The sequence below is a fragment of the Bradyrhizobium betae genome, assembly GCF_050632175.1.
Lineage (GTDB): Bacteria > Pseudomonadota > Alphaproteobacteria > Rhizobiales > Xanthobacteraceae > Bradyrhizobium > Bradyrhizobium betae_B.
Map to the genome: position 1 here is coordinate 3754078 of NZ_CP192576.1, position 21053 is coordinate 3775130.

The 21053-nt window shown below is 63.9% G+C and carries 15 protein-coding genes and 2 pseudogenes; 8 read left to right on the top strand and 9 right to left on the bottom strand.

Going from position 1 to position 21053, the window contains the following annotated elements:
- Positions 1-81: 81 nt before the first annotated feature.
- Positions 82-1464: an LLM class flavin-dependent oxidoreductase gene (locus ACQ86E_RS18040; RefSeq protein WP_431201128.1), complete on the bottom strand. Its 1383-nt coding sequence runs from the start codon at positions 1462-1464 to the stop codon at positions 82-84.
- A gap of 262 nt (positions 1465-1726) precedes the next feature.
- Here ACQ86E_RS18040 and ACQ86E_RS18045 point away from each other — a divergent pair, with 262 nt between their 5' ends.
- The 6 genes and pseudogenes from ACQ86E_RS18045 (at position 1727) to ACQ86E_RS18070 (ending at position 7456) form a co-directional block, all read left to right on the top strand.
- Entirely contained in the window at positions 1727-3112 is a 1386-nt protein-coding gene (locus ACQ86E_RS18045; RefSeq protein ID WP_431201129.1) for a M20 family metallopeptidase, read from the top strand.
- 87 nt (positions 3113-3199) lie between these two features.
- A pseudogene (locus ACQ86E_RS18050) lies at positions 3200-4112 on the top strand (amino acid ABC transporter substrate-binding protein).
- 117 nt (positions 4113-4229) lie between these two features.
- Positions 4230-4961, top strand: coding sequence for an amino acid ABC transporter permease (locus ACQ86E_RS18055; protein ID WP_431201130.1), 732 nt, complete (start codon positions 4230-4232; stop codon positions 4959-4961).
- Between the two features lie 4 nt (positions 4962-4965).
- Entirely contained in the window at positions 4966-5658 is a 693-nt protein-coding gene (locus ACQ86E_RS18060) for an amino acid ABC transporter permease (RefSeq protein WP_431201131.1), read from the top strand.
- 12 nt (positions 5659-5670) lie between these two features.
- Positions 5671-6402, top strand: a complete 732-nt coding sequence (locus tag ACQ86E_RS18065; RefSeq protein ID WP_431201132.1) for an amino acid ABC transporter ATP-binding protein — start codon at positions 5671-5673, stop codon at positions 6400-6402.
- Between the two features lie 193 nt (positions 6403-6595).
- Entirely contained in the window at positions 6596-7456 is an 861-nt protein-coding gene (locus ACQ86E_RS18070) for a D-amino-acid transaminase (protein ID WP_431201133.1), read from the top strand.
- Between the two features lie 178 nt (positions 7457-7634).
- Here ACQ86E_RS18070 and ACQ86E_RS18075 read toward each other — a convergent pair whose 3' ends face one another.
- The 3 genes from ACQ86E_RS18075 to ACQ86E_RS18085 all read right to left on the bottom strand — a co-directional run bounded on the left by ACQ86E_RS18075 (position 7635) and on the right by ACQ86E_RS18085 (position 11010).
- A complete protein-coding gene (locus tag ACQ86E_RS18075) occupies positions 7635-8096 on the bottom strand; it encodes a carboxymuconolactone decarboxylase family protein (RefSeq protein ID WP_431201134.1) in 462 nt (153 codons plus the stop codon).
- Between the two features lie 29 nt (positions 8097-8125).
- On the bottom strand, positions 8126-9742 hold the full coding sequence (locus tag ACQ86E_RS18080) for an MDR family MFS transporter (protein WP_431201135.1): 1617 nt from the start codon (positions 9740-9742) through the stop codon (positions 8126-8128).
- 116 nt (positions 9743-9858) lie between these two features.
- Complete coding sequence (locus tag ACQ86E_RS18085; RefSeq protein WP_431201136.1) at positions 9859-11010, bottom strand: HlyD family secretion protein; 1152 nt, start codon at positions 11008-11010, stop codon at positions 9859-9861.
- A 140-nt stretch (positions 11011-11150) separates the two neighbouring features.
- Between ACQ86E_RS18085 and ACQ86E_RS18090 the strand changes: the two genes are divergently transcribed.
- The gene (locus ACQ86E_RS18090) at positions 11151-12059 is read left to right on the top strand and encodes a LysR family transcriptional regulator (protein WP_431201137.1); all 909 of its coding nucleotides are present in this window, start codon (positions 11151-11153) and stop codon (positions 12057-12059) included.
- A 120-nt stretch (positions 12060-12179) separates the two neighbouring features.
- Here the strand turns inward: ACQ86E_RS18090 and iaaH are convergent, their stop codons facing one another.
- Together iaaH and ACQ86E_RS18100 are read right to left on the bottom strand one after the other, a co-directional pair.
- Entirely contained in the window at positions 12180-13598 is a 1419-nt protein-coding gene (gene iaaH / locus ACQ86E_RS18095; RefSeq protein WP_431201138.1) for an indoleacetamide hydrolase, read from the bottom strand.
- A 76-nt stretch (positions 13599-13674) separates the two neighbouring features.
- Positions 13675-17123, bottom strand: a pseudogene (locus tag ACQ86E_RS18100) (indolepyruvate ferredoxin oxidoreductase family protein).
- 153 nt (positions 17124-17276) lie between these two features.
- On the opposite strand from ACQ86E_RS18100, the gene ACQ86E_RS18105 reads away from it, so the two are divergent.
- The gene (locus tag ACQ86E_RS18105) at positions 17277-17732 is read left to right on the top strand and encodes an Lrp/AsnC family transcriptional regulator (protein WP_431201139.1); all 456 of its coding nucleotides are present in this window, start codon (positions 17277-17279) and stop codon (positions 17730-17732) included.
- A gap of 9 nt (positions 17733-17741) precedes the next feature.
- Here ACQ86E_RS18105 and ACQ86E_RS18110 read toward each other — a convergent pair whose 3' ends face one another.
- Genes ACQ86E_RS18110 through ACQ86E_RS18120 form a run of 3 tightly spaced genes read right to left on the bottom strand, consistent with a single transcriptional unit; the run spans position 17742 to position 20981 of the window.
- Positions 17742-18527, bottom strand: coding sequence for a fumarylacetoacetate hydrolase family protein (locus ACQ86E_RS18110; protein WP_431201140.1), 786 nt, complete (start codon positions 18525-18527; stop codon positions 17742-17744).
- A gap of 15 nt (positions 18528-18542) precedes the next feature.
- Complete coding sequence (locus ACQ86E_RS18115; protein WP_431201141.1) at positions 18543-19910, bottom strand: LLM class flavin-dependent oxidoreductase; 1368 nt, start codon at positions 19908-19910, stop codon at positions 18543-18545.
- 18 nt (positions 19911-19928) lie between these two features.
- Complete coding sequence (locus tag ACQ86E_RS18120) at positions 19929-20981, bottom strand: Ldh family oxidoreductase (protein WP_431201142.1); 1053 nt, start codon at positions 20979-20981, stop codon at positions 19929-19931.
- Positions 20982-21053: the final 72 nt, after the last annotated feature.

The window sequence follows — 21053 nt, forward strand, 5'->3', positions numbered from 1 at the left end:
CCGGCTGCATCGGGGCCGCTCATCCTTCGAGGCGCGCGAAGGGCGCGCACCTCAGGATGACGGAGCTTACAGCGTGGGGCGTCAGTCTGCCTTCTTCCCCACCCGATACCCAGCCGCCGGATGCGGCGCATCCAGCCTCGCCCGCCCATCACCAAACAGCTTCTCGCGCAACGTGCCCTTTGCATATTCCGGCTTGTAGCGCCCGCGCTTCGTCAGCTCCGGCACCAGCATGTCGGCGATATCCTCGAAATCGCCGGGCGAGATCGCGAAGGCAACGTTGAGGCCGTCGACGTCGGTCTTCTCAAACCAGTCCTCGATCTTGTCTGCGACCGTCTCCGGTGTGCCGACAACGACCGGGCCGGCGCCGCCGATGCCGACATGCTCGATGACGTCGCGCACGGTCCAGACGCGATCGGGGTCGCCGCGGGTGACGTTGTCGAGGGCGCTGCGGCCGGCATCGTTCTGGACGTGACGCACCTGCTGGTCGAGCTCGTAGCCGGAGAAGTCGATACCGGTCCATCCCGACATCAGGGCAAGCGCGCCTTCCGGACTGATGTGCGACCGGTAATCAGCATATTTGGCGGCGGCTTCGGCCTCGGTATTGCCGAGGATGATCGTCATCATGTTGAACATCAGGATTTCCGCCGGGTTGCGCCCGATCGCGGCGGCTTCCTGGCGGATTGCGGCGACGCGCGGCCCGATGATCTTGGCCGACGGTCCCGACATGAACACGCACTCGGCGTGCTTGGCCGCGAACTGCCGGCCGCGCGGAGAGGTGCCGGCCTGGTACAGCACGGGCGTGCGCTGCGGCGACGGCTCGCTGAGATGAATGGTGTTGTTGATGCGATAGTTCGCACCCTCGTGGTTGACGCGATGAACCTTGCTGGGATCGGTGAAGATGCCGTGCGCCCGGTCGCGCAGCACCGCATCGTCTTCCCAGCTTCCTTCCCAGAGCTTGTAGACGACCTCCATGTATTCGTCGGCGACGTCGTAGCGGTCGTCATGCCCGGTCTGCTTGTCCTTGCCGGCGCCGCGCGCGGCGCTGTCGAGATAGCCGGTGACGACGTTCCAGCCGATCCGTCCCTCGGTGAGATGATCGAGCGTCGACATCCGCCGCGCGAACGGGTAGGGCGGCTCGAACGAGAGATTGCTGGTGACGCCGAAGCCGAGATTCTGCGTCACCGCCGCCATCGCCGAGAGCAGCAGCAGCGGGTCGTTCGATGGCGACTGCGCTGCATTGCGCAGGGCTGCGTCAGGGCTGTTGCCATAGACGTCGTAGACGCCGAGTACGTCGGCCAGGAACAGTCCGTCGAAACGGCCGCGCTCCAGCGTCTTGGCAAGGTCGATCCAGTAGGGCAGGCGGTTATAATTGGCGGTGCGGTCGCGCGGATGGGTCCACAGGCCTGGTGACTGGTGCGCGACGCAATTCATCGCAAAGGCGTTGAGCCTGATCTGCTTGGCCATAGAGTCCCCCGGCGCGCTGTACTGAGCGCCTTTCGAGTGATAGATGTGCGCCCCAACTTGGCGAAGTTCTTGCATATAGCTTGCGCTTGGCAAGGCCAAAATCAGCAGGACTGCTGTCCATGGCAAGCCAATCTCAAGCGAGCAAGAACGAAATCCCAAGAGAAGTACAAGAGAACTACAAGAACAATCCAGGTCCCCGCCACTTTCGAAGGCCCCCCTGTCTCGGGTAGGGTCCTTCGCCTCGAAGTCCGAAAAGCAAATCATGATCAGAGCCGACGCCATCTCCCGCGCCCGTGAGGATTTCAAATCCGGCGCGTTCCTCGCCGAACTCGACCGCCGCGTCGCTTATCGGACCGAGAGCCAGAATCCGGCGCGCGGGGCGGAGCTGCGCGGCTATCTGGAACAGGAGATGGTGCCTGCCTTCGCGGCGCTCGATTTTACCAGCCGCATCGTCGAATCTCCGAGCGGCAAGGCGCCATTCCTGTTCGCCGAGCATCTCGAGAGTGAGACGGCGCCGACCGTATTGATCTACGGTCATGGCGACGTCGTCGACGGCATGGAAGGCGAGTGGCGCGACGGCCGCGATCCCTGGCGCACCACAGTTGCGGGCTCGCGGCTTTACGGCCGCGGCACGGCCGACAACAAGGGCCAGCACAGCATCAACATGGCAGCGCTCCGCGCGGTGCGCGACGCCCGCGGCGGCAAGCTCGGCTTCAACGCCAAGTTCATCGTCGAGATGGGCGAGGAGATCGGCTCGCCCGATCTCGGCCAGGTCTGCGATCTCCATCGCGATGCGCTCAAGGCCGACCTGTTCATGGCCTCCGACGGCCCGCGTCTGTCGGCAGACCGTCCGACGCTGTTCCTCGGTTGCCGCGGCGGCATCCGCATCCATCTCGACGTCAATCTGCGCGATGGCGGCCATCATTCCGGAAATTGGGGCGGCGTGCTCGCCAACCCCGCGACCATTCTGGTCAACGCCATTTCCACGCTGGTCGACGGCCATGGCCGGCTCCAGCTCGACGCCCTGAAGCCGCCGCGCCTCACCAATCAGATCCGTAGTTATCTTGCCGATGTGCAGGTGGTCCCGACCGAGGACGAACCTGCGCTCGCGGAGAATTGGGGCGAGGAAGGGCTGTCGGCCGCCGAGCGGCTCTATGCCTGGAACACGCTCGAAGTGCTGGCGATGTCGTCAGGCAATATCGACAAGCCCGCCAACGCCATTCCCGGTCACGCCAATGCCGTGCTGCAGCTACGTTTCGTGGTCGGCACCAAGGTCGACGGCCTGGTCGATGCAGTCCGCGCGCATCTGGTCGGACGAGGTTTCCCGATGGTCGAAGTGCGGGCCGCGCAGAGCTTTGCGGCTTCACGCACCGATTTCAGCAGCCCGTGGATCAAATGGGCGGCCGACTCGGTGCAAGAGACCACCGGCAAGCCGCCGGCGGTGCTGCCGAATTTCGGCGGCTCGCTGCCCAACGACGTTTTCTCCGAAATCCTGGGGCTGCCCACAATCTGGGTCCCGCACTCCTATCCCGGCTGCTCCCAGCATGCGCCCAATGAGCACATCCTGCTGCCGTTGACCGAAGAGGCCTTGACGATCATGGCCGGGCTGTTCTGGGATCTCGGGGAATTGCCCAAGCCACTGACCTGAGCCGTGACCCAGCCAAAAGTCACATTCTAATCCGGCCCGATCTGTGCTTGCATCCGGGCCGCATCATCCTGAAAGGGGACTAAAAAAGTGAAACATTTCCGTAGTATCGGCCTCGCGCTCGCCGCGACCTTCGCCGTCAGCCAGGCCGGAGCGCAGGAGCTGACCGGTACGCTGAAGAACATCAAGGACACCGGCGCCATCACGCTGGGCTTCCGCGACTCCTCGATCCCGTTCTCCTATCTCGACGACAACCAGAAGCCCATCGGGTTCGCGATGGACATCTGCTACAAGATTGTCGATGCCGTGAAGAAGGAGCTCAAGCTCGACAAGCTCGAGGTCAAGCTCAACCCCGTGACCTCGGCGACCCGTATCCCGCTGATGGCCAACGGCACCATCGACCTCGAATGCGGCTCGACCACGAATAACGTCGAGCGTCAGAAGCAGGTCGCCTTCACCAATACCCACTTCCTGACCGCCAGCCGCTATGTCTTCAAGAAGTCGAGCGGCCTGAAGTCGATCGACGACCTCAAGGGCAAGTCGGTGGTCTCCACCGCCGGCACCACCAACATCAAGCAGCTGACCGAGGCCAACGTCGAGAAGAAGCTTGGCGCCAACATCATCCCGGCCAAGGACCATGCTGAGGCCTTCCTGATGGTCGAGACCGACCGTGCGGTTGCCTTCGTGATGGACGACATCCTGCTCGCGAGCCTCGTGGCCGGTTCGAAGTCGCCGGGCGACTATGTCATCTCCAAGGACGCCTTCTCGAAGCCCGAGCCCTACGGCATCATGCTGCGCAAGGACGACGCTCCGTTCAAGAAAGTGGTCGATGCAGCCACCGCTGCACTCTACACCTCCGGCGAAGGCCAGAAGATCTACGACAAGTGGTTCACCCAGAAGATCCCGCCGAAGGGCCTCAACCTCAACAGCCCGATCTCGGCCGAGCTGAAGAACGAGTTCGCGAAGCCCACGGATCTCGCCGAACCCGGACGACTACAAGTAAGATAGAACCTTGATCCCAGAGATCGAGGCGTGTCCGGCCACTCTTGACACCAGAGTGGCCGGACATTTGCATGGACGCCCGGGTAATCTCTGACGGGCGCGTTCGCGCGGGGGACACGTGAACTACCACTGGAACTGGGGAATTTTCTTCGAGCCGAACCCGATGGGGACCGGCACCTATCTCGACATGCTGTTGTCGGGACTGGTGCTGACCCTGAAGACGGCGGTGCTCGCCTGGATCATCGCGCTCATCTTCGGCTCGCTGGTCGGCGTCATGCGCACGCTGCCGTCCAGGGGCGCCACCTGGTTCGGCTTCTGCTGGGTCGAGTTCTTCCGCAACATGCCGCTGCTGGTGCAGCTGTTCCTGTGGTTCTTCGTGCTTCCGGAATTGCTGCCGAAAGCGGCCGGCACCTGGCTGAAGCAACTGCCGAACGCGCCGTTCTGGACCGCCGCGATCGGCATCGGCTTCTTCATGTCGGCGCGCGTCGCCGTGCAATTGCAGGCCGGCATCGGCTCGCTGCCGCGCGGGCAGAAGATGGCTGCGACCGCGCTTGGCCTGACGACGATACAAGGCTATCGCTACGTTCTGCTACCGATGGCGTTCCGCATCATTCTGCCGCCGCTGACCTCCGAGTTCCTCAACACCATCAAGAACACGGCGGTCGCCATCACCATCGGCCTGCTCGAGCTGACTGGACAGGCGCGCTCGATGCAGGAGTTCTCGTTCCAGGTGTTCGAGGCCTTCACCGCCGCCACCGTGCTCTATCTCCTCGTCAACGCTGTTGTGGTGACCGCGATGCGCTTCCTCGAGCGCTGGGTCGCGATCCCCGGCTACATCACGGGGAAATAGCACCATGTTCAGTAATCTCGATTTCGACGTCATCCGCCGCGCGCTGCCCTATCTGTTCTACGAGGGCATGACGTTCACGTTGACCCTGACCGCGCTCGCGGGCCTCGGCGGCCTGATCTTCGGCACGGCGATCGCGCTGATGCGGCTGTCCGGCTACAAGGTGCTCGGCCGCATCGCCGGCGTCTATGTCGACTTCATGCGCTCGCTGCCGCTGGTGCTGGTCATCTTCTGGTTCTACTTCCTGGTGCCCTATATCGGGCAGTGGGTGACCGGCGCGTCGCGTCCGATCAGCGTCGGCGCGTTCGCCTCCTCGCTCATCACCTTCATCCTGTTCGAGGCGGCGTATTTCTCCGAGATCATGCGCGCCGGCATCCAGTCGATCTCGCGCGGCCAGCCGGCCGCCGCCAACGCGCTCGGCCTGACCTACGCCCAGACCATGCGCTACGTCGTGCTGCCGCAGGCGTTCCGCAACATGCTGCCGGTGCTGCTGACGCAGACCATCGTTCTGTTCCAGGACACCTCACTGGTCTACGTGCTCTCGATCCCGGACTTTCTGGGCGCGGCGAGCAAGGTCGCTCAGCGCGACGGCCGTCTGGTCGAGATGTATCTGTTTGCGGCCGTCGTCTACTTCACCATTTCCTGTGTCGCGTCCTTTGGCGTGCGTCGCCTCCAGGCGCGCATCGCCATCATTCGATAGAGCGTGTCGGTCATGATCGAAATCAGCCACGTCAACAAATGGTACAGCCCGACCTTCCAGGTGCTGACCGACTGCACCACCAGCGTCACCAAGGGCGAGGTCGTCGTGGTCTGCGGCCCGTCGGGCTCGGGCAAGTCGACCCTGATCAAATGCGTCAACGCGCTGGAGCCGTTCCAGGAGGGAGACATCTCGGTCGACGGCACCAAGGTCAACGACCCAAAAACCAACCTGCCGAAACTGCGTTCGCGCGTCGGCATGGTGTTCCAGCATTTCGAGCTGTTCCCGCATCTGAAGATCATCGACAATCTCTGCCTCGCGCAGGAGAAGGTGCTGGGCCGGCCTCATGACAAGGCTGTGGCAAAAGGCAAGCAGCTGCTCGATCGTGTCGGGCTGAAGGAGCAGGCGGACAAGTTTCCGGCGCAGCTCTCCGGCGGTCAGCAGCAGCGCGTCGCCATTGCGCGCGCGCTTGCGATGGATCCGATCGTGATGCTGTTCGACGAGCCGACTTCGGCGCTCGACCCTGAAATGGTGAGCGAAGTGCTCGATGTCATGGTCGACCTCGCCCGCGAGGGCATGACCATGATGGTCGTGACCCACGAGATGGGCTTCGCCCGCAAGGTCGCCAATCGCGTCATCTTCATGGACCGCGGCGAGATCGTCGAGGACGCGGCGAAGGAAGATTTCTTCGGCAAGCCGCGCAGCGACCGCGCGCAGAAGTTCTTGTCGAAGATTCTGTCGCACTAACGTTCGCCGTCGTCATTCCGGGACGCGCAGCTTGGCGCGGGCTCGGAATCCATCGGGCGGCAATCCAAGAGGTAAAATGGATTCCGGGCTCATTCGCTTGGCGAATGCCCCGGAATGACAGATTGAGGGGTGATCGCCACTCCCAATTCGCGTATAAGCGCGCCAAATCCCCTTCCTCCCCAGGAGACCTGCCTTGGACCCGATCGCGTACGTCAACGGCTCATTCGTCCCGCTCTCGGAGGCCAAGATCTCGGTGCTCGATCGCGGCTTCCTGTTCGCTGACGGCATCTACGAGGTCTCGGCCGTGCTCGACGGCAAGCTGGTCGACAACGCCTCGCATCTGGCGCGGCTGGAACGTTCGGTCGGCGAGATCAAGCTGAAGTTGCCGGAGACGGTCGAGCGCATTACCGAGATCCAGAAAGAGCTGATCGCCCGCAACAAGGTGACAAGCGGCCTCGTCTATCTCCAGGTGACGCGCGGCGCCGACAAGGGGCGTGATTTCCCGTTCCCCAAGGCTGACGTCAAGTCGAGCCTCGTGATGTTCACCTCCGAGAAGGACATCATCAACGCGGCTTCGGCAAAGACCGGCATCAACGTCATCACGGTGCCCGACATCCGCTGGGAGCGCCGCGATATCAAGAGCGTGGCATTGCTGGCGCAGGTGCTGGCGAAGCAGGCCGCGGCCGAAGCCGGTGCCGGCGAGGCCTGGATGCTGCAGGATGGCTATGTGACGGAAGGCGGCTCGTCCACCGCGTTCATCCTCACCAAGGACGACGTCATCGTCACCCGCCAGAACTCCAACGCGATCCTGCCGGGCTGCACCCGCAAGGCCGTGATCGCGCTTGCCGAAGAACGTCAGCTCCGCGTCGAGGAGCGCTCCTTCACGGTCGCCGAGGCGCTCGCCGCCAAGGAGGCCTTCATCACCTCGGCATCTTCCTTCGTGCAGCCGGTGGTCGCACTCGATGGCAAGACGATCGGCGACGGCAAGCCCGGCCCCGTGGCGACGCGCCTCCGCGAGATCTATGTGGAGTTCGCCAAGGCGACGGCGGTTTAAGCTGAGTCCGCGGTTGTCATCGACCGTGGTACAACTCCGCTGTCATCGCCCGGCTTGACCGGGCGATCGAGTACGCCGAAGCGGTAATGGGAATCGAGAGGCTGGGGCGTACTGGATGCCCCGCTTTCGCGGGGCATGACAATTGAGAGCGTGGAGGCGATATTGCCCCCATCACTCATCACGCCACCGACGCCTTCACCTTCACCGGATGCACCGCACGGAAGGCGATCGCGAGCCTGTTCCACGCGTTGATCGCCCCGATCAGCGCGGTCAAATTCACCGTCTCCGCATCGGAGAACTGCGTGCGCACCTGCTCGTAGACGTCGTCGGGCGCGTGAGTCTCGGCGATCAGCGTCACTGATTCGGTCCAGGCCAAAGCGGCACGTTCGCGGTCGGTATAGAGCGGTGAATCACGCCAGGCATTCAGGAGATAGATGCGCTGCTCGGTCTCGCCGCGCTTGCGGGCGTCTTCGGTGTGCATGTTGATGCAGAAGGCGCAGCCGTTGATTTGCGAGGCGCGGATCTTGACGAGCTCGATCAGCGATTTCTCCAGTCCCGTCGACTGGATCTGCTCTTCCAGCGCCATCAGCGCTTTCATGGTGTCGGGGGCGGCCTGATAGAAGTTCATGCGAGGTTTCATGGTCGTTCTCCTTGCTTGCTGGGTTGACGTTAGTGGGCTCCACCGGCCGAGGTCTGGCCGGGCTTCTTCAGAAAGAGGACGGCGGCGAGCGCCACGATCAGGGCCACGCCGAGCAGATAAAAAGTGTCGCTGAAGGCCAGGATGTAGGCCTGCTTCTGCACGATATGACCGATCGCGACGTAGGCGCGATGCGCAGCATCCGCACGATCGAGGACGCCGTGATTGACGAAGTACTGCGTGAGCTGCTCCAGCCGCGTGCGCGTGGCTTGCTCGAACACCGAGACCGACTGCATCAGCACGTTGGAGTGATATTGCTCGCGCTTGGTCAGCACGGTCTGGAGCAGTGCGATGCCGACGGCGCCGCCGAGATTGCGCATCATGTTGAACAGGCCGGACGCCGAGCCCGCGTTCTCCGCCTCGATGCCGGCCGTGGCTACCGCCGACAGCGGCGCCATCACCAGCGCCTGGCCGATCGCGCGGACGACGTTCGGCCACAGCAGCTGGTCGGCGGCGTAGTCGTTGGTCATATAGATGTTCATGAAATTGGAGGCTGCGAACAGCACGAAGCCGATGCCGATGATGATCCGCGCGTCGAATTTTTGCATCAGGCGCGGCACCAGCGGGATCAGGACGAGCTGCGGCAGCCCGGTCCATGCCAGCACCATGCCGATCTGCTCGGAATTGTAGCCCTGGATGCGCGACAGATATTGCGGCAGGATGAACACCGAGCCGTACAGCGCGACACCGAGCAGGAAGTTCGCGAGCATTCCGAAGCCGAAATTGCGGCGCACGAGCAGGCGCAGGTTCAGCAGCGGCTTCTTCACGGTGAACTCGATGATCAGGAAGGTGGCCAGCGCCACGCCTGCGATCACCGAGAGTTTGACGATGAAAGGTGAACCGAACCAGTCGTCCTTGTTGCCCTCCTCCAGCACGGTCTGAAGCGCCGACAGGCCGATCGCCATGGTGATGATGCCGGCCCAATCGCCCTCTCGGAGCAACGAAAGTTTCATCGGCTTGGCGTCGAGGGCATACCAGAGCATGCCGACCATGATCGCACCGGGCACGAGGTTGACATAAAAGATGTACTGCCAGCCGAAATTCTCGGTGAGATAGCCGCCGATGGTCGGCCCGATCGCCGGCGCAAACGTCGCCGACAGCGCGAACAGCGCAAGGCCGACGGGCTGCTTGGCGCGCGGCAACAGCGTGATGATCAGCGTGAACGCCATCGGGATCAGCACGCCGCCGGTAAAGCCCTGGACGGCGCGCAGCACGATCATTTGCGGCAGGTCCTGCGCCAGCGCGCAGGCCGCGGACAGAAGCAGGAACAGGACTGCGTTGGTCAGCAGATAAAGGCGGATCGAGAACACCTGCGCGAGCCATCCCGACAGCGGGATCACCACGATCTCGGCGACCAGGTAGGAGGTCGAGATCCAGCCGCCGTCATCGATGCCGGCGCCGATCGCGCCCTGGATGTCGGCGAGCGAGGCGTTGACGATCTGGATGTTCAGCACCGCCATGAAGGCGCCGAGCGTCGCGCCGATGACCGCGATCCATGTCTTTGCTGAAACCGCCGGTGTCGCGGGAGCGACGGGAGCGGGGATGTCGGTGGCGGAAGCGGCGTTGACGGTCGGTTGAAGCGTGCTCATGGAAACCTCGTCTCGGGCATGGAGACAGGATGCGTCAGGCGGATGGTTTCAAAATCGGAGAAGCGAAGGAGGGATCATCCGGCAGGACTCGATCATCCTGCCGGCCCCTCCCGGCTTCAACCGCCGTTCGGGCGCGTCGTGTTGTCGGCGAGGCGCTTGGCCGTTTCGCGCTCGGCCAGCACAGCCGCCTTGGTGTCGATGGTCGGGACCGCAGACATGCCGGGCCGCAGCAGACCCGTGAGACTGTGGTCGTCGAGCACGATCTTCACCGGCACACGCTGCACGATCTTGGTGAAGTTGCCTGTGGCATTGTCGGGCGGCAGCAGTGCGAATTCAAGCCCGCTGGCCGGCGAAAGGCTATCGACGTGACCGTGTAGCGTGCGATTGCGAAAGCTGTCGACGTGCAACTCGACCGGCTGGCCCGGACGCACATGCGTGAGCTGCGTCTCCTTGAAATTTGCAACGACATAGACCGCATCGAGCGGCACCACCGCCATCAATTGCGTGCCGGCCTGTACGTACTGGCCGACGCGCAACGAGCGCGCGCCGACCGTGCCGTCGACCGGCGCGGTGATCTCGGTGTAGGACAGGTTCAGCGCAGCCTGCTGTGCGACCGCGCGGGCGTGGTCGAGCTGGGCTGTGGCTTGGGCGCGCTGGGTGGTGAGCACGTCGACCTTGCGTTGCGCGGCCACGAGGCCCGACTTTGCGTGCTGCAATTGCGCGTTGCTGGCGCGCAGCGCCGCGTCGGTCTGCTGCGCGCGCTGGATCGTGCCCGAGCCCGACTTCATGAGATCGTCGTAACGGGCGCGCTCTTCCTGCGCGAATTTCAGATTGGCGTCGGCTGCGGCGACGTCGGCCGTGCTCTGCGCGATGATCGGCTGCTGCAGTTCGAGCTGGGCATCGATGTTGCGCACCGAGGCTTCACCGGCGGCGACGTCGGCTTTAGCCTGGTCGAGCGCCGCCTTGAAGTCGCGGTCGTCGATCTTCGCCAGCGCCTGGCCCGCTCTGACTTTCTCGTTGTCGCCGACCAGCACCTTGGCGATGTAGCCGGAGACCTTTGGGGCGATGATGGTGGAATCGGCCTTCACATAGGCATCGTCGGTGGACTCGAGGTAGCGGCCGTGCCTGAGGTAGTCGTACCCGTAGTCGCTGGCGACCGCGATGCCGAGTGCCAGAGCAAGGCCGACGGCCGCGCGCTTGATCGCCTGACGGGACGGACGAAGGCGGAGTTTTTCATTTATTTCAGTGACATAAGAAGCGTTTGACATGACGTCCTCGGAGTTCCGAACCGCCCTGGTCGGCACGGTGCGCTGTCGGTGACGGTAAGATGCGCTGTCTACCCGCTTGTGATAATCCTCGAACAACCGGAAGCATTATCCAGCCACAGTGGATAATCGGAGCCTGACCCATGGACCGCTTCACCAGCCTCACCGCCTTCGTCCGGGTGGTCGAAAACGGCGGCTTTTCCGCCGCCGCCCGCCGGCTGAATATGTCGACGACGATGGTGAGCAACCACGTCCAGGCGCTGGAAGACCGGCTCGGCGTGCGGCTGCTCAACCGCACAACGCGAAAGGTGAGCCTCACCGAGATCGGTAGAGCCTATTACGACCGTTCGACCCAGATCCTTGCCGATCTCGAACAAGCCGACGACATCGCCGGCGCACTGCAGTCGACGCCGCGCGGCACGCTGCGTATCCACACCGCCACGCACATGGTGCCGTTCGTCGCGCCCGTGATGGCGGAATTCCTCGCGACCTATCCCGGGGTGAAGGTCGATCTACGCATGGGCGAGGCCAATGTCGATTTGATCGAGGAAGGCTTCGATCTTGCGTTGCGCATGACCGCACCGCCGGATTCGAGCCTGATCGTGCGCAGCCTTGCGACCTGGCGGCACGTGTTGTGCTGCTCGCACGCCTATATCGAGGCGCATGGGCGGGTGCAGACGCTCGAAGAGCTCGCCGGGCACAATTGCGTGCGACATCTCAACTATCCCTTCGACGAGTGGCGCTTCTTCGATCGCAAGGGCGCGCCGGCTTCGGTGCGCGTCTCCGGCAATCTCATCACCAACAGCGGCGAGGCTCTGCGCGAGGCCGCGCTGCAGGGCGCAGGCGTAAGTCTGGCGGCCGGCTTCCTGGTCGGCGACGATCTCGATGCCGGCCGGCTGGTGCGCCTGTTGCCGGAATACCGGCCGGTCGAGATGTCGATGAACGCGGTCTACCCGCACAAGCATCATTTATCGGCGAAGGTCAGGACCTTCATCGACATGCTGGTTCATCACAGCGCCGAGCAGCAGAAGCTGATCAATCCGTACTCGTGAGCGGCGGCGCGGCGGCGGTGCCGTAGGGTGGGCAAAGGCGCGAAGCGTCGTGCCCACCATTTCTCCGCGATTTCGCTAAGGCTGGTGGGCACGCTTCGCTTTGCCCACCCTAAGACAGCATCAGTGTGGCGCGGGCAGCCGTCCGAACACGGCGTCAAGCGCCATGCCGATCGCAAGCAGGCGGCGATCGCTGCCGGCGGGACCGTCGAGCTCGAGGCCGATCGGCAATTTGCTCGTGGCGCCAAGCGCGATCGGAATTTGCACGCCGGGAATGCCGGCATTGCTGCCGGGATCTGTGTTCTGAATGAACAGGCCGAAATTCTCGGGCGTGCTGGACTCCGGATTCGAGGGGATGGCAACGCGCGGCGTGGTCGGGAATGCGATGGCGTCGAGCCGATGATCGGCAAAGGTCTTGCTATAGAGCGCCTGGAGCGCAGGGCGTGCGATCTCGATCGCGGCGTCGTAGATCGGCTTGGCGTCAACCAGCGTGCCATCTGGGGCGGGTAATTTGCGCGGGATCACCAAATCATCATAGGTGCCCTTGACGTCGGCGCTCGAAATCTCCTGCGCCAGCGCCTCGACGCTGAGGCCGGTGCCGGTATGCGCGAGATAGGCGACCAGATCGTCATAGGCCTCGTAGAGCGCGACCGGAAAGCTGATCTGGCCATTCAGCTCGGCCAGTTGCGGCATCTCGATCTCGACGATCGTGACACCCTGCGCCTTCAATTTCGCCACGGCCGCCTGGAACGCCGCGTCGGTGTCGGCGTCGAGATTTGTCAGCATCGTCTTCACGATGCCGATCCGGACTCCCGCGAGATCGGCCGGCGTGATCTCGTCGCCCCCGGCGATGACGCGGTCGAGCAAAGCGACATCGGCCATCGTCGCGGCCATCGGGCCTGCCGTGTCGCGGGTGCGTGAGATCGGCGCGATGCCCCCTTGCGGATAACGCCCGAGGGTCGGGCGCAGCGAGGCGCAGCCGTTCAGCGCAGCCGGCACTCGGACCGATCCGCCGGTGTCCGTGCCGAGCCCGCCCGCGACGATCCGCGCGCCGAGCGCGGCGCCCGTGCCTGACGAGGAGCCGCCGGCGATCAGGGAGCGATCATAGGCGTTGCGGACGCCGAACGCCTCGCCGGTCTTGAACGCGGTGTTGTAGCCGGAAATGCCGAAGGCGAGCTCATGCATGCTGGTCTTGCCGATGATGATCGCGCCTGCGGCCCGCAGCTTCGCGACCACGGGCGCGTCGGCCCTCGGAATGTAATTCTTCAGCGCGGGCGTGCCGGCACTACAGGGCAGTCCCGCGACCTCGATATTGTCCTTGATAACGATGGGCACGCCGCCGAGCGGTATCGTCTTGTCGCCTGTCGCGTCGTACGCGGCTGCGGCCTTCAAGGCGCCGGCTTCGTCGAGGGTGACGAAGGCATTGAGGTCGGCCTTGGCTTTGGCGCGGGCGAGAGCTTCCGTCGTGAGCGCTGTGCTCGTGATCTTTCCGGCACGGAGGTCGGCGACGGCCTGGCTCAGGGTCAACTGGTCGAAATCCATGATGCGTCACCTGATTGCAGGGGCGCCAAAAGGGCGCGCCTCAATGCATGGAGGCTGGAGCCTCCTTGGCGCCGCGTCAACCGTGGGCGTGCATCTTTTGCGTTACCGACACCGTCAAATTCCCAAATAGCCGTTCGACCTCCGGCCTCACCTTGGCGATCGCCGCGTCCTTCACGGGTCCGTAGCCACGGATATCCATCGGCGCTTTTGCGATAGCTATGAGGTCAGGCAGACGCGCTGCGTCGAGCTGACCGAGCATCCGTTCGATCAGACCTTCATACCAGGTGATCAGCTCCCGTTCCGCGCGCCGTTCGGCCGTGTAACCGAACGGATCGAACGGAGTCCCGCGCAATCCCTTCAATCGCGCGAGCATGGCGAGCGGCAGCTGGATCCACTGGCCGAAAGCCTGCTTTCGGGGCGGCCGCGGGCGTCGCGTCTGGAGGCCAGGAAAGGCGGGGCGAGATGGTAATGCACGCTGAAGCCGTCCTCGAATTCCCCCTTCAGCTCGTCGATGAAGCCGCTCTGCATGTGCAATCGCGCCACCTCGTACTCGTCCTTGTAGGCCATCAGCTTGAACAGGCCGCGTGCGGCGGCTTCGGTCAGCGCTTCGCTGTTCAATGGAGCCTCGGTGCTGCGAATCGTCTCGATCTTCGACCGATAGCGCGCCGCATAAGCCTCGTCCTGATAATCCCGGAGGAAATCGGCGCGGCGGGCGATGAGCTGATCGAGCGTCTCGGCCGCGGGCGCATCATTCACTTTCGGCAGGGCGTCCGGATCGGTGGCAGCGATCCGGCCCCAGGCAAAAGCCTGCTTGTTGCGCTCGACCGCGACGCCGTTCAGCTCGATCGCGCGCAGCAGCGCTTGCAGTGAGACCGGCACCAGCCCTCGCTGCCAGGCGAAGCCCAGCATGATGATGTTGGCATAGACGGCATCGCCGAGCAGCCGTTCGGCCATTGCATTGGCGTTGATCGCATCGAGATTGTCGTTACCAATGACCTGCCGGATGGCGCGCAGACGGGCAGGCGAAGCGAGATCGGCGTCGCGGAAGCGGACGACATCGCCGGTCGGCATCTCCGCGGTGTTCACAGCCGCGCGCGTGCCGTGGCGATAGGTGCCGGATGCCTTGGGCGAGGAGCTGACGACGAGGTCGCAGCCGATCAGCGCATCGGCGGCGCCCTGGTCGATGCGGACCTGGTGCAAAGCCTCGGGGGATGCCGCGAGGCGGATGTAGCTCAGCACGGGTCCGAACTTTTGTGCAAAGCCGGTGAAGTCCAGCACCGAGACGCCGCGGCGTTCGAGATGCGCGGCCATGCCGATCAGCGCGCCCACCGTGATCACGCCGGTGCCGCCGACGCCGGTGATCATCAGGTCGTAAGGCCGGTCGAGCGATGCGAGGGTCGGCAGCACAAGCGTCGCGGCGCGGCTGATTGCGTCGATCTGGCTCGCACTCTTCTTCCGGCGCACGGCGCCCTCGACTGTGACAAAGCTCGGGCAGAACCCGTTGAGGCAGGAAAAATCCTTGTTGCAGGACGACAGGTTGATCTGACGCTTGCGGCCGAACGGCGTCTCCTTCGGCTCGACGCTGAGGCAGTTGGATTCAACCGAGCAGTCGCCACAGCCCTCGCAGACGAGGTCGTTGATATAGGCGAAGCGTTTCGGGTCGTCCATCTGGCCGCGCTTGCGCCGCCGCCGCTTTTCGGTGGCGCAGGTCTGTTGATAGATCAGCACCGAGACGCCGGAGACGTCACGCAGCTCGCGCTGCACGGCATCCATCTCCTCGCGCGGATGGATGCTGACGCCAACAGGAAAATCCGCCGGCGAAAATTGCGCGGGCTCATCCGACACCAGCGCGATGCGTTCGACGCCTTCGGCACGCACGCTGTGTGCGATCGCTTGCACGCTGACGGGGCCGTCGACCGGCTGGCCGCCGGTCATGGCGACGGCGTCGTTGAACAGGATCTTGTAGGTGATGTTGGCCCTGGCCGCGATGGCCTGGCGGATCGCCATCGAGCCCGAATGATAATAGGTGCCTTCGCCGAGATTCTGGAAGATGTGCTTGTGGCCGGTGAATCGCGACGAAGCGGCCCAGTTCACGCCTTCGCCGCCCATCTGGATCAGCGAGGAGGTCTCGCGGTCCATCCAGCTCGCCATGAAGTGGCAGCCGATGCCGGCCAGTGCCTTCGAGCCCTCAGGCACCTTCGTCGAAGTGTTGTGTGGACATCCCGAGCAGAAATAGGGCGTGCGCGTCGCGCCGGGGACGTTGATCGTGCGCGCCGCCTCCGGCAGCAGCGCTGCGGCCCGCGCGGCAAGATTGAGCCCCGGAAACATCGGATCGAGCCGGCGCGCGAGCACGCCTGCCAACGCGCGCGGGGACAATTCACCGATCCAGGAGATCAACCGTGCGCCGGTCTCGTCGTGCTTGCCGACCATGCGCTCCGGCTTGCTGCCGGGATAGTCGTAGAAATATTCCTTGAACTGGCTCTCGATGATGCCGCGCTTCTCCTCGACGACGAGAATCTCGCGCTTGCCCTTCACGAAGTCCATGGCGTCGTGCAGCGCCAACGGCCAGACCATGCCGACCTTGTAGACGTCGATGCCGATGCGGCGGCAGGCGACCTCGTCGAGACCCATCAGCCGCAACGCCTCCATCAAGTCGAGATGTGCCTTGCCGGTGGTGACGATGCCGTAGCTGGCGTTGGGAATGTCGTAGATGCGGCGGTCGATCGGATTGGCCTTGGCGAAGGCGTAGACCGCGTGCTTCTTCGCCTCCAGCCGTTCCTCGATCTGCGGACCCGGCAGGTCGGGCCAGCGATAGTGCAGCCCACCCGGCGGTGATGTGAAGTCGGGCGTGCGGAAGATTCGCGGCGGGCGCAGTTCGACGGAAGCGCCTGATTCCACGATCTCCGAGATTGCCTTGAAGCCGACCCACATGCCGGAGAAGCGGCTCAGCGCGTAGCCATATTCGCCGAATGCGAGATATTCGCCGACATCGGCCGGATGCAGCGTCGGCATGAACCAGCTCATGAAGGCGACGTCCGACTGGTGCGGCATCGAGGAGGACACGCAGCCATGGTCGTCGCCGGCGACCACCAGCACGCCGCCATGCGGGGAGGAGCCGTAGGCATTGCCGTGCTTGAGCGCATCGCCGGAGCGATCGACGCCAGGGCCCTTGCCGTACCAGAGGCCGAACACGCCATCGACCTCGCGGTCGCCTTGCGTCTCCACCTGCTGCGAGCCGAGCACAGCGGTTGCTGCAAGGTCTTCATTCACCGCCGGCAGGAATTCGATGCGGTCTTGCTTGAGCCGCTCCTGGATGCGCCAGAGTTCGAGATCGACGCCGCCGAGCGGCGAGCCGCGATAGCCGGAGATGAAGCCCGCGGTATTCAGCCCCGCGGCACGGTCGCGGCGCTTTTGGTCGAGCGCGATGCGGACGATCGCCTGCGTGCCCGTGAGGAAGACGCGGCCCTCGTCGCGATCGTAGCGGTCGGAGAGCTCGTAGGCATCGAGTGACGGAATGGCGTCCATGGCGGACCTCGCGCGGCATCCTTGCCGATGGTGGAAGGGTATGCCGCGGAGGCTGGTAAGTCTTACCTATCAATCCCCTGTAGACCTATTTCTTGGTAGAATTTTGCAATTCAAGCTGGGATTCGGTAGATTTGATCGAATTGAGGAGCCTTCATGATTGAAGAGCAGGACACGCGAATTCTCGCCCATCTTCAGAAGGATGGCCGTGCCACCAACCAGCAGCTCGCCGACGAGGTCGGCATGTCCACCTCGGCCTGCTGGCGCCGGGTGCGCGCGCTGGAGGAGAGCGGCGTGATCAAGGGCTATGCGGCGCTGATTGCGCGCGAGCAGGCGGGCTTTGTCATGTCCGCGATTCTCCATGTTTCGCTGGAGCGGCACGACGCCAAATTCGTCGACGAGTTCGTATCACGGGTCACGAAACGCCGCGAGGTGCTGGAGTGCTTCGCGACCACCGGAGACGCCGACTATCATCTGCGCGTCGTCGTGCAGGACATGGCCGCCTACAACAGGTTCCTCGACGAATTCATGTTCCGCATTCCCGGCATCCGTTATGTTCGCAGCAATGTGGTGTTGAAGGAGATCAAGACCAGCGTGGCCCTGCCGTTTTGAACTGCCTTGCTACCGCTGCTCCCGCACAAATCGGTTCCGCAGCGTGCCCACGCCGGTGATGTCGATCTCCACGACATCACCGTGCTTGATGTCGGGCGACGCGCCGTCGGTGCCCATCCAGATCACGTCGCCCGGCCATAGCGTGAAATACTTCGTCAACTCGACCAGGAACGGCACGACACCAAAGATCATGTCGGCGGTCGCGAAGCGGTTGGTCTCCTTGCCGTTGACCCGGACGACGGTCTCCATCTTCGCGAGATCGGCCTCGGTCTCGATCCACGGGCCCATCGGCTTGAACGTGTCGGCGTTCTTCGAGCGCCACAGGCTGCGGTCGGCCTTCTGCCAGCTGCGTTCACTGACGTCGTTTCCGATGGTATAGCCGAATACGCAGTCCATCGCGTTCTGCTTGGTGAGATGCTTCACCTTATTGCCGATGACGACGACGAGCTCGCCCTCATAGTGGATCTTATCCGTCGCAAAGGACGGGATCACGACGTCCTCGTCATGCGCGATCAGCGCGTTCTGGGCGCGGTAGCCGATCCCGGGTCGATCAGGCACGGCCGGCACGGTGCCCGCTTTGTCGGCGGCCTCCTTGAGATGCTTGAGGTAGTTCAAGCCGACGCAGTAGAACGTGCGCGGGATCAGCGGCAGCTCGATCTTGACGTTGCCAAGCGCATGCGTGCGTGAGGTGCGCTGCCATTCGCCGAAGGGATCGCCGTCCACCGCGATCACCCGGTCACCTTCAATGATCCCCCAGGACGTCCTGCCCGAGGCGGTGAATTTCAGCCAGCGCATGTCTTGTCCTCGTTGTTATTCTGCGGCATCGCGCGGCTGCACCTTCCAGGCGCCGGCGGCCGGCCGCTTCAGCCCGAGATTGTCCCGTAGCGTCTTGCCGCGGTAGTCCTTCTGGAACAGGCCGCGGCGCTGCAATTCCGGCACGACGTGCTGCACGAAATCCGCATAGGAGCCGGGCACGTACGTGGCCGCGATAACAAAGCCGTCGCAGCCGCGCTCGACGAACATCCCCTCTAACTTGTCGGCGATCTCCTTGGGCCCGCCGACCATTGCGTCATGGACCTGGCCGCGGCCGGAGAAGGTGACGAAGTCGCGTGCGCTCGGATTGCTCTTGCCCGAACTCTTCAGCACGCCATCGCGGATGCCAAGAATGCCCTGCATGCTTTTGAGATCATCCGTCGTCAGCGGTTCGTCGAGATCCTTGCTGGCAAAGTCGTAATTGAGCGCTTCGGCGAGCAGCGACAACGCGTCGATCTCGAGCGGCAGCTTGTTGATCAGCGCCATCTTGTCCTCCGCTTCAGCCTTGGTGGCGGCGCAGACCGGTGTCGTGAGATTGCAGAGAAACATCTGGTCGGGATCGCGGCCGGCCTTCGCAGCCTCGTTGCGCACGGCCGCATAGCCGTCCTTGGCGCCCGCGAGGTTGCGCGCGGCGGTAAAGATCACCTCGCCCCATCGTCCGGCAAAGCGCTGGCCGCGACCGGAGGCGCCGGCCTGGATGATGACGGGGTGACCCTGGTCCGAGCGTGGCACGGTGAAAGGTCCGCGGGACTTGAAGGCCGCTCCCTTGTGATCGAGCCGCTTCACCTTGGCCGGGTCGGCAAAGCGGCCGCTCTTTTTGTCCATGATGAGCGCGCCGTCTTCCCAGGTGTCCCAATGGCCGAGCACGACCTCCATGAACTCGTCGGCCTTGTCGTAGCGGGAATCATGTTCGGGATGGGAATCGCGCCCCATGTTGAGCGCCTCGCCGTCGTTGAGCGAGGTGACGACATTCCAGCCGGCGCGGCCGCCGGACATCAGGTCGAGCGTCGCGAAACGGCGGGCGACGTCGAAGGGTTCGTAATAAGTGGTCGAGCAGGTCGCCCCCAGTCCGAGCTTCTCGGTGACCAACCCCATCGCGGTCAGGACGATCAGCGGGTCCATCTTTACGCAGCGGATACCGTATTCGACGGTGTGGGCGTGGTCGTTGCCGTAGCGGTCCGGCATCGCAAGGCGGTCGTCGAAGAACGCCATGTGGAATTTGCCGGCCTCGAGGATCCTTGCGATCTCCTGGTAATAGTCCGCCGACATCGAATCGGCGCGCGAGTCCGGATGCCGCCAGGAGCTCGGCAGGTTGGTGCAGTTCTGCGCCTGGAGGAAGCCGACAAGTACCATCTGTCGCGTCATGCTTGTCTCCTGCTACCGTCAGGCCAGATCGAGCACTGCGTCGAGCCGGTATTCGCGCGCCAGCGCGCGTAGTTTTTCCCAGGTCGCATCCTCGACCTCGATGCCGTCGCGCAGGCGCTGCTGCTCGCGCAGCCCCTCGATCTCGCCGGGATAGTAGACACCCTTGCTGCCTTCGGACGGCGGCGTCGATTTCAGGTAGTGCGCGAACTCCGCGACCTCGCGCTTGAATTCCTTCAGCGGGCGGAACGCGGCGACGTTGAACACCGCCATGAAGCAGCCGTCATTGTGCCGGCCGGTGGGCTCGACGCCGAAACCGAGACCGGTGAGGAGGCCGCAGAGCACCTCGACCATCGCGGCGAGACCGCTGCCTTTGTAACCTTCAGTGCCTCCGAGCGGCAGCAGCGCGCCGCCCTTGCGGTATTGGGTCGGATCGGTGGTGTGCCGTCCCTCTGCGTCGATGATCCATCCGGTCGGTATCTCCTCGCCACGCGCAACCGCGAGCTGGATCTTGCCGGCCGCCACCGCCGAGGTCGCCATGTCGAGATAGAACGGTGCATCGAGATCGGACGGCACCGCAATCGAGATCGGGTTGGTGCCGAGCCGCGCTTCCTTGCCGCCGAACGGCGCCACGTGCTTCGGCGAGCGGCCCGAATCCGCGGTTGCAATCCCGATCATGCCTTCGCGCATCGCCATCAGCGGATAGGCGGCGAGGCGGCCAACATGGCTTTGCCGGAATACGGTGCAGGCGGCGACATTCGCCGTCCTGGCCTTCTCGATCGTCAGCGCCATCGCCTTGGCGTTGACGTGGAAGCCGAAGCCCCAATGGCCGTCGATTACGGTCGTGGTCGGCGATTCCTGGACGATGGACCATTTTGCGCCGGGAACGATGTGCCCGGCCTTGATACGGTCGATATAAGTGGGAACCGCGATCACGCCGTGGGAGTCGTGCCCCGCCAGATTGGCGTTGACGCATCCGATGGCAACGGCATCGGCTTCTTCTTCGGAGGCTCCGGCGGCGCCGAGCAGTGCGGCGCCGATGCGCGTGAGGCGGTCGGCCGTAACGGTCGGCATGGCGTTCCCTCTGTCGCCACCCTTGGTGGGCGGTTGTTGGAAGCCATCGTCTCAAAGCGGCGCTGCGATATC

What these genes read in the sequence shown, in the direction of transcription:
- ACQ86E_RS18040 (WP_431201128.1), bottom strand. Translation starts at nt 1,464, where the DNA reads ATGGCCAAGCAGATCAGGCTCAACGCCTTTGCGATGAATTGCGTCGCG.
- ACQ86E_RS18045 (WP_431201129.1), top strand. Translation starts at nt 1,727, where the DNA reads ATGATCAGAGCCGACGCCATCTCCCGCGCCCGTGAGGATTTCAAATCC.
- ACQ86E_RS18060 (WP_431201131.1), top strand. Translation starts at nt 4,966, where the DNA reads ATGTTCAGTAATCTCGATTTCGACGTCATCCGCCGCGCGCTGCCCTAT.
- ACQ86E_RS18065 (WP_431201132.1), top strand. Translation starts at nt 5,671, where the DNA reads ATGATCGAAATCAGCCACGTCAACAAATGGTACAGCCCGACCTTCCAG.
- ACQ86E_RS18075 (WP_431201134.1), bottom strand. Translation starts at nt 8,096, where the DNA reads ATGAAACCTCGCATGAACTTCTATCAGGCCGCCCCCGACACCATGAAA.
- ACQ86E_RS18080 (WP_431201135.1), bottom strand. Translation starts at nt 9,742, where the DNA reads ATGAGCACGCTTCAACCGACCGTCAACGCCGCTTCCGCCACCGACATC.
- ACQ86E_RS18085 (WP_431201136.1), bottom strand. Translation starts at nt 11,010, where the DNA reads ATGTCAAACGCTTCTTATGTCACTGAAATAAATGAAAAACTCCGCCTT.
- ACQ86E_RS18090 (WP_431201137.1), top strand. Translation starts at nt 11,151, where the DNA reads ATGGACCGCTTCACCAGCCTCACCGCCTTCGTCCGGGTGGTCGAAAAC.
- iaaH (WP_431201138.1), bottom strand. Translation starts at nt 13,598, where the DNA reads ATGGATTTCGACCAGTTGACCCTGAGCCAGGCCGTCGCCGACCTCCGT.
- ACQ86E_RS18105 (WP_431201139.1), top strand. Translation starts at nt 17,277, where the DNA reads ATGATTGAAGAGCAGGACACGCGAATTCTCGCCCATCTTCAGAAGGAT.
- ACQ86E_RS18110 (WP_431201140.1), bottom strand. Translation starts at nt 18,527, where the DNA reads ATGCGCTGGCTGAAATTCACCGCCTCGGGCAGGACGTCCTGGGGGATC.
- ACQ86E_RS18115 (WP_431201141.1), bottom strand. Translation starts at nt 19,910, where the DNA reads ATGACGCGACAGATGGTACTTGTCGGCTTCCTCCAGGCGCAGAACTGC.
- ACQ86E_RS18120 (WP_431201142.1), bottom strand. Translation starts at nt 20,981, where the DNA reads ATGCCGACCGTTACGGCCGACCGCCTCACGCGCATCGGCGCCGCACTG.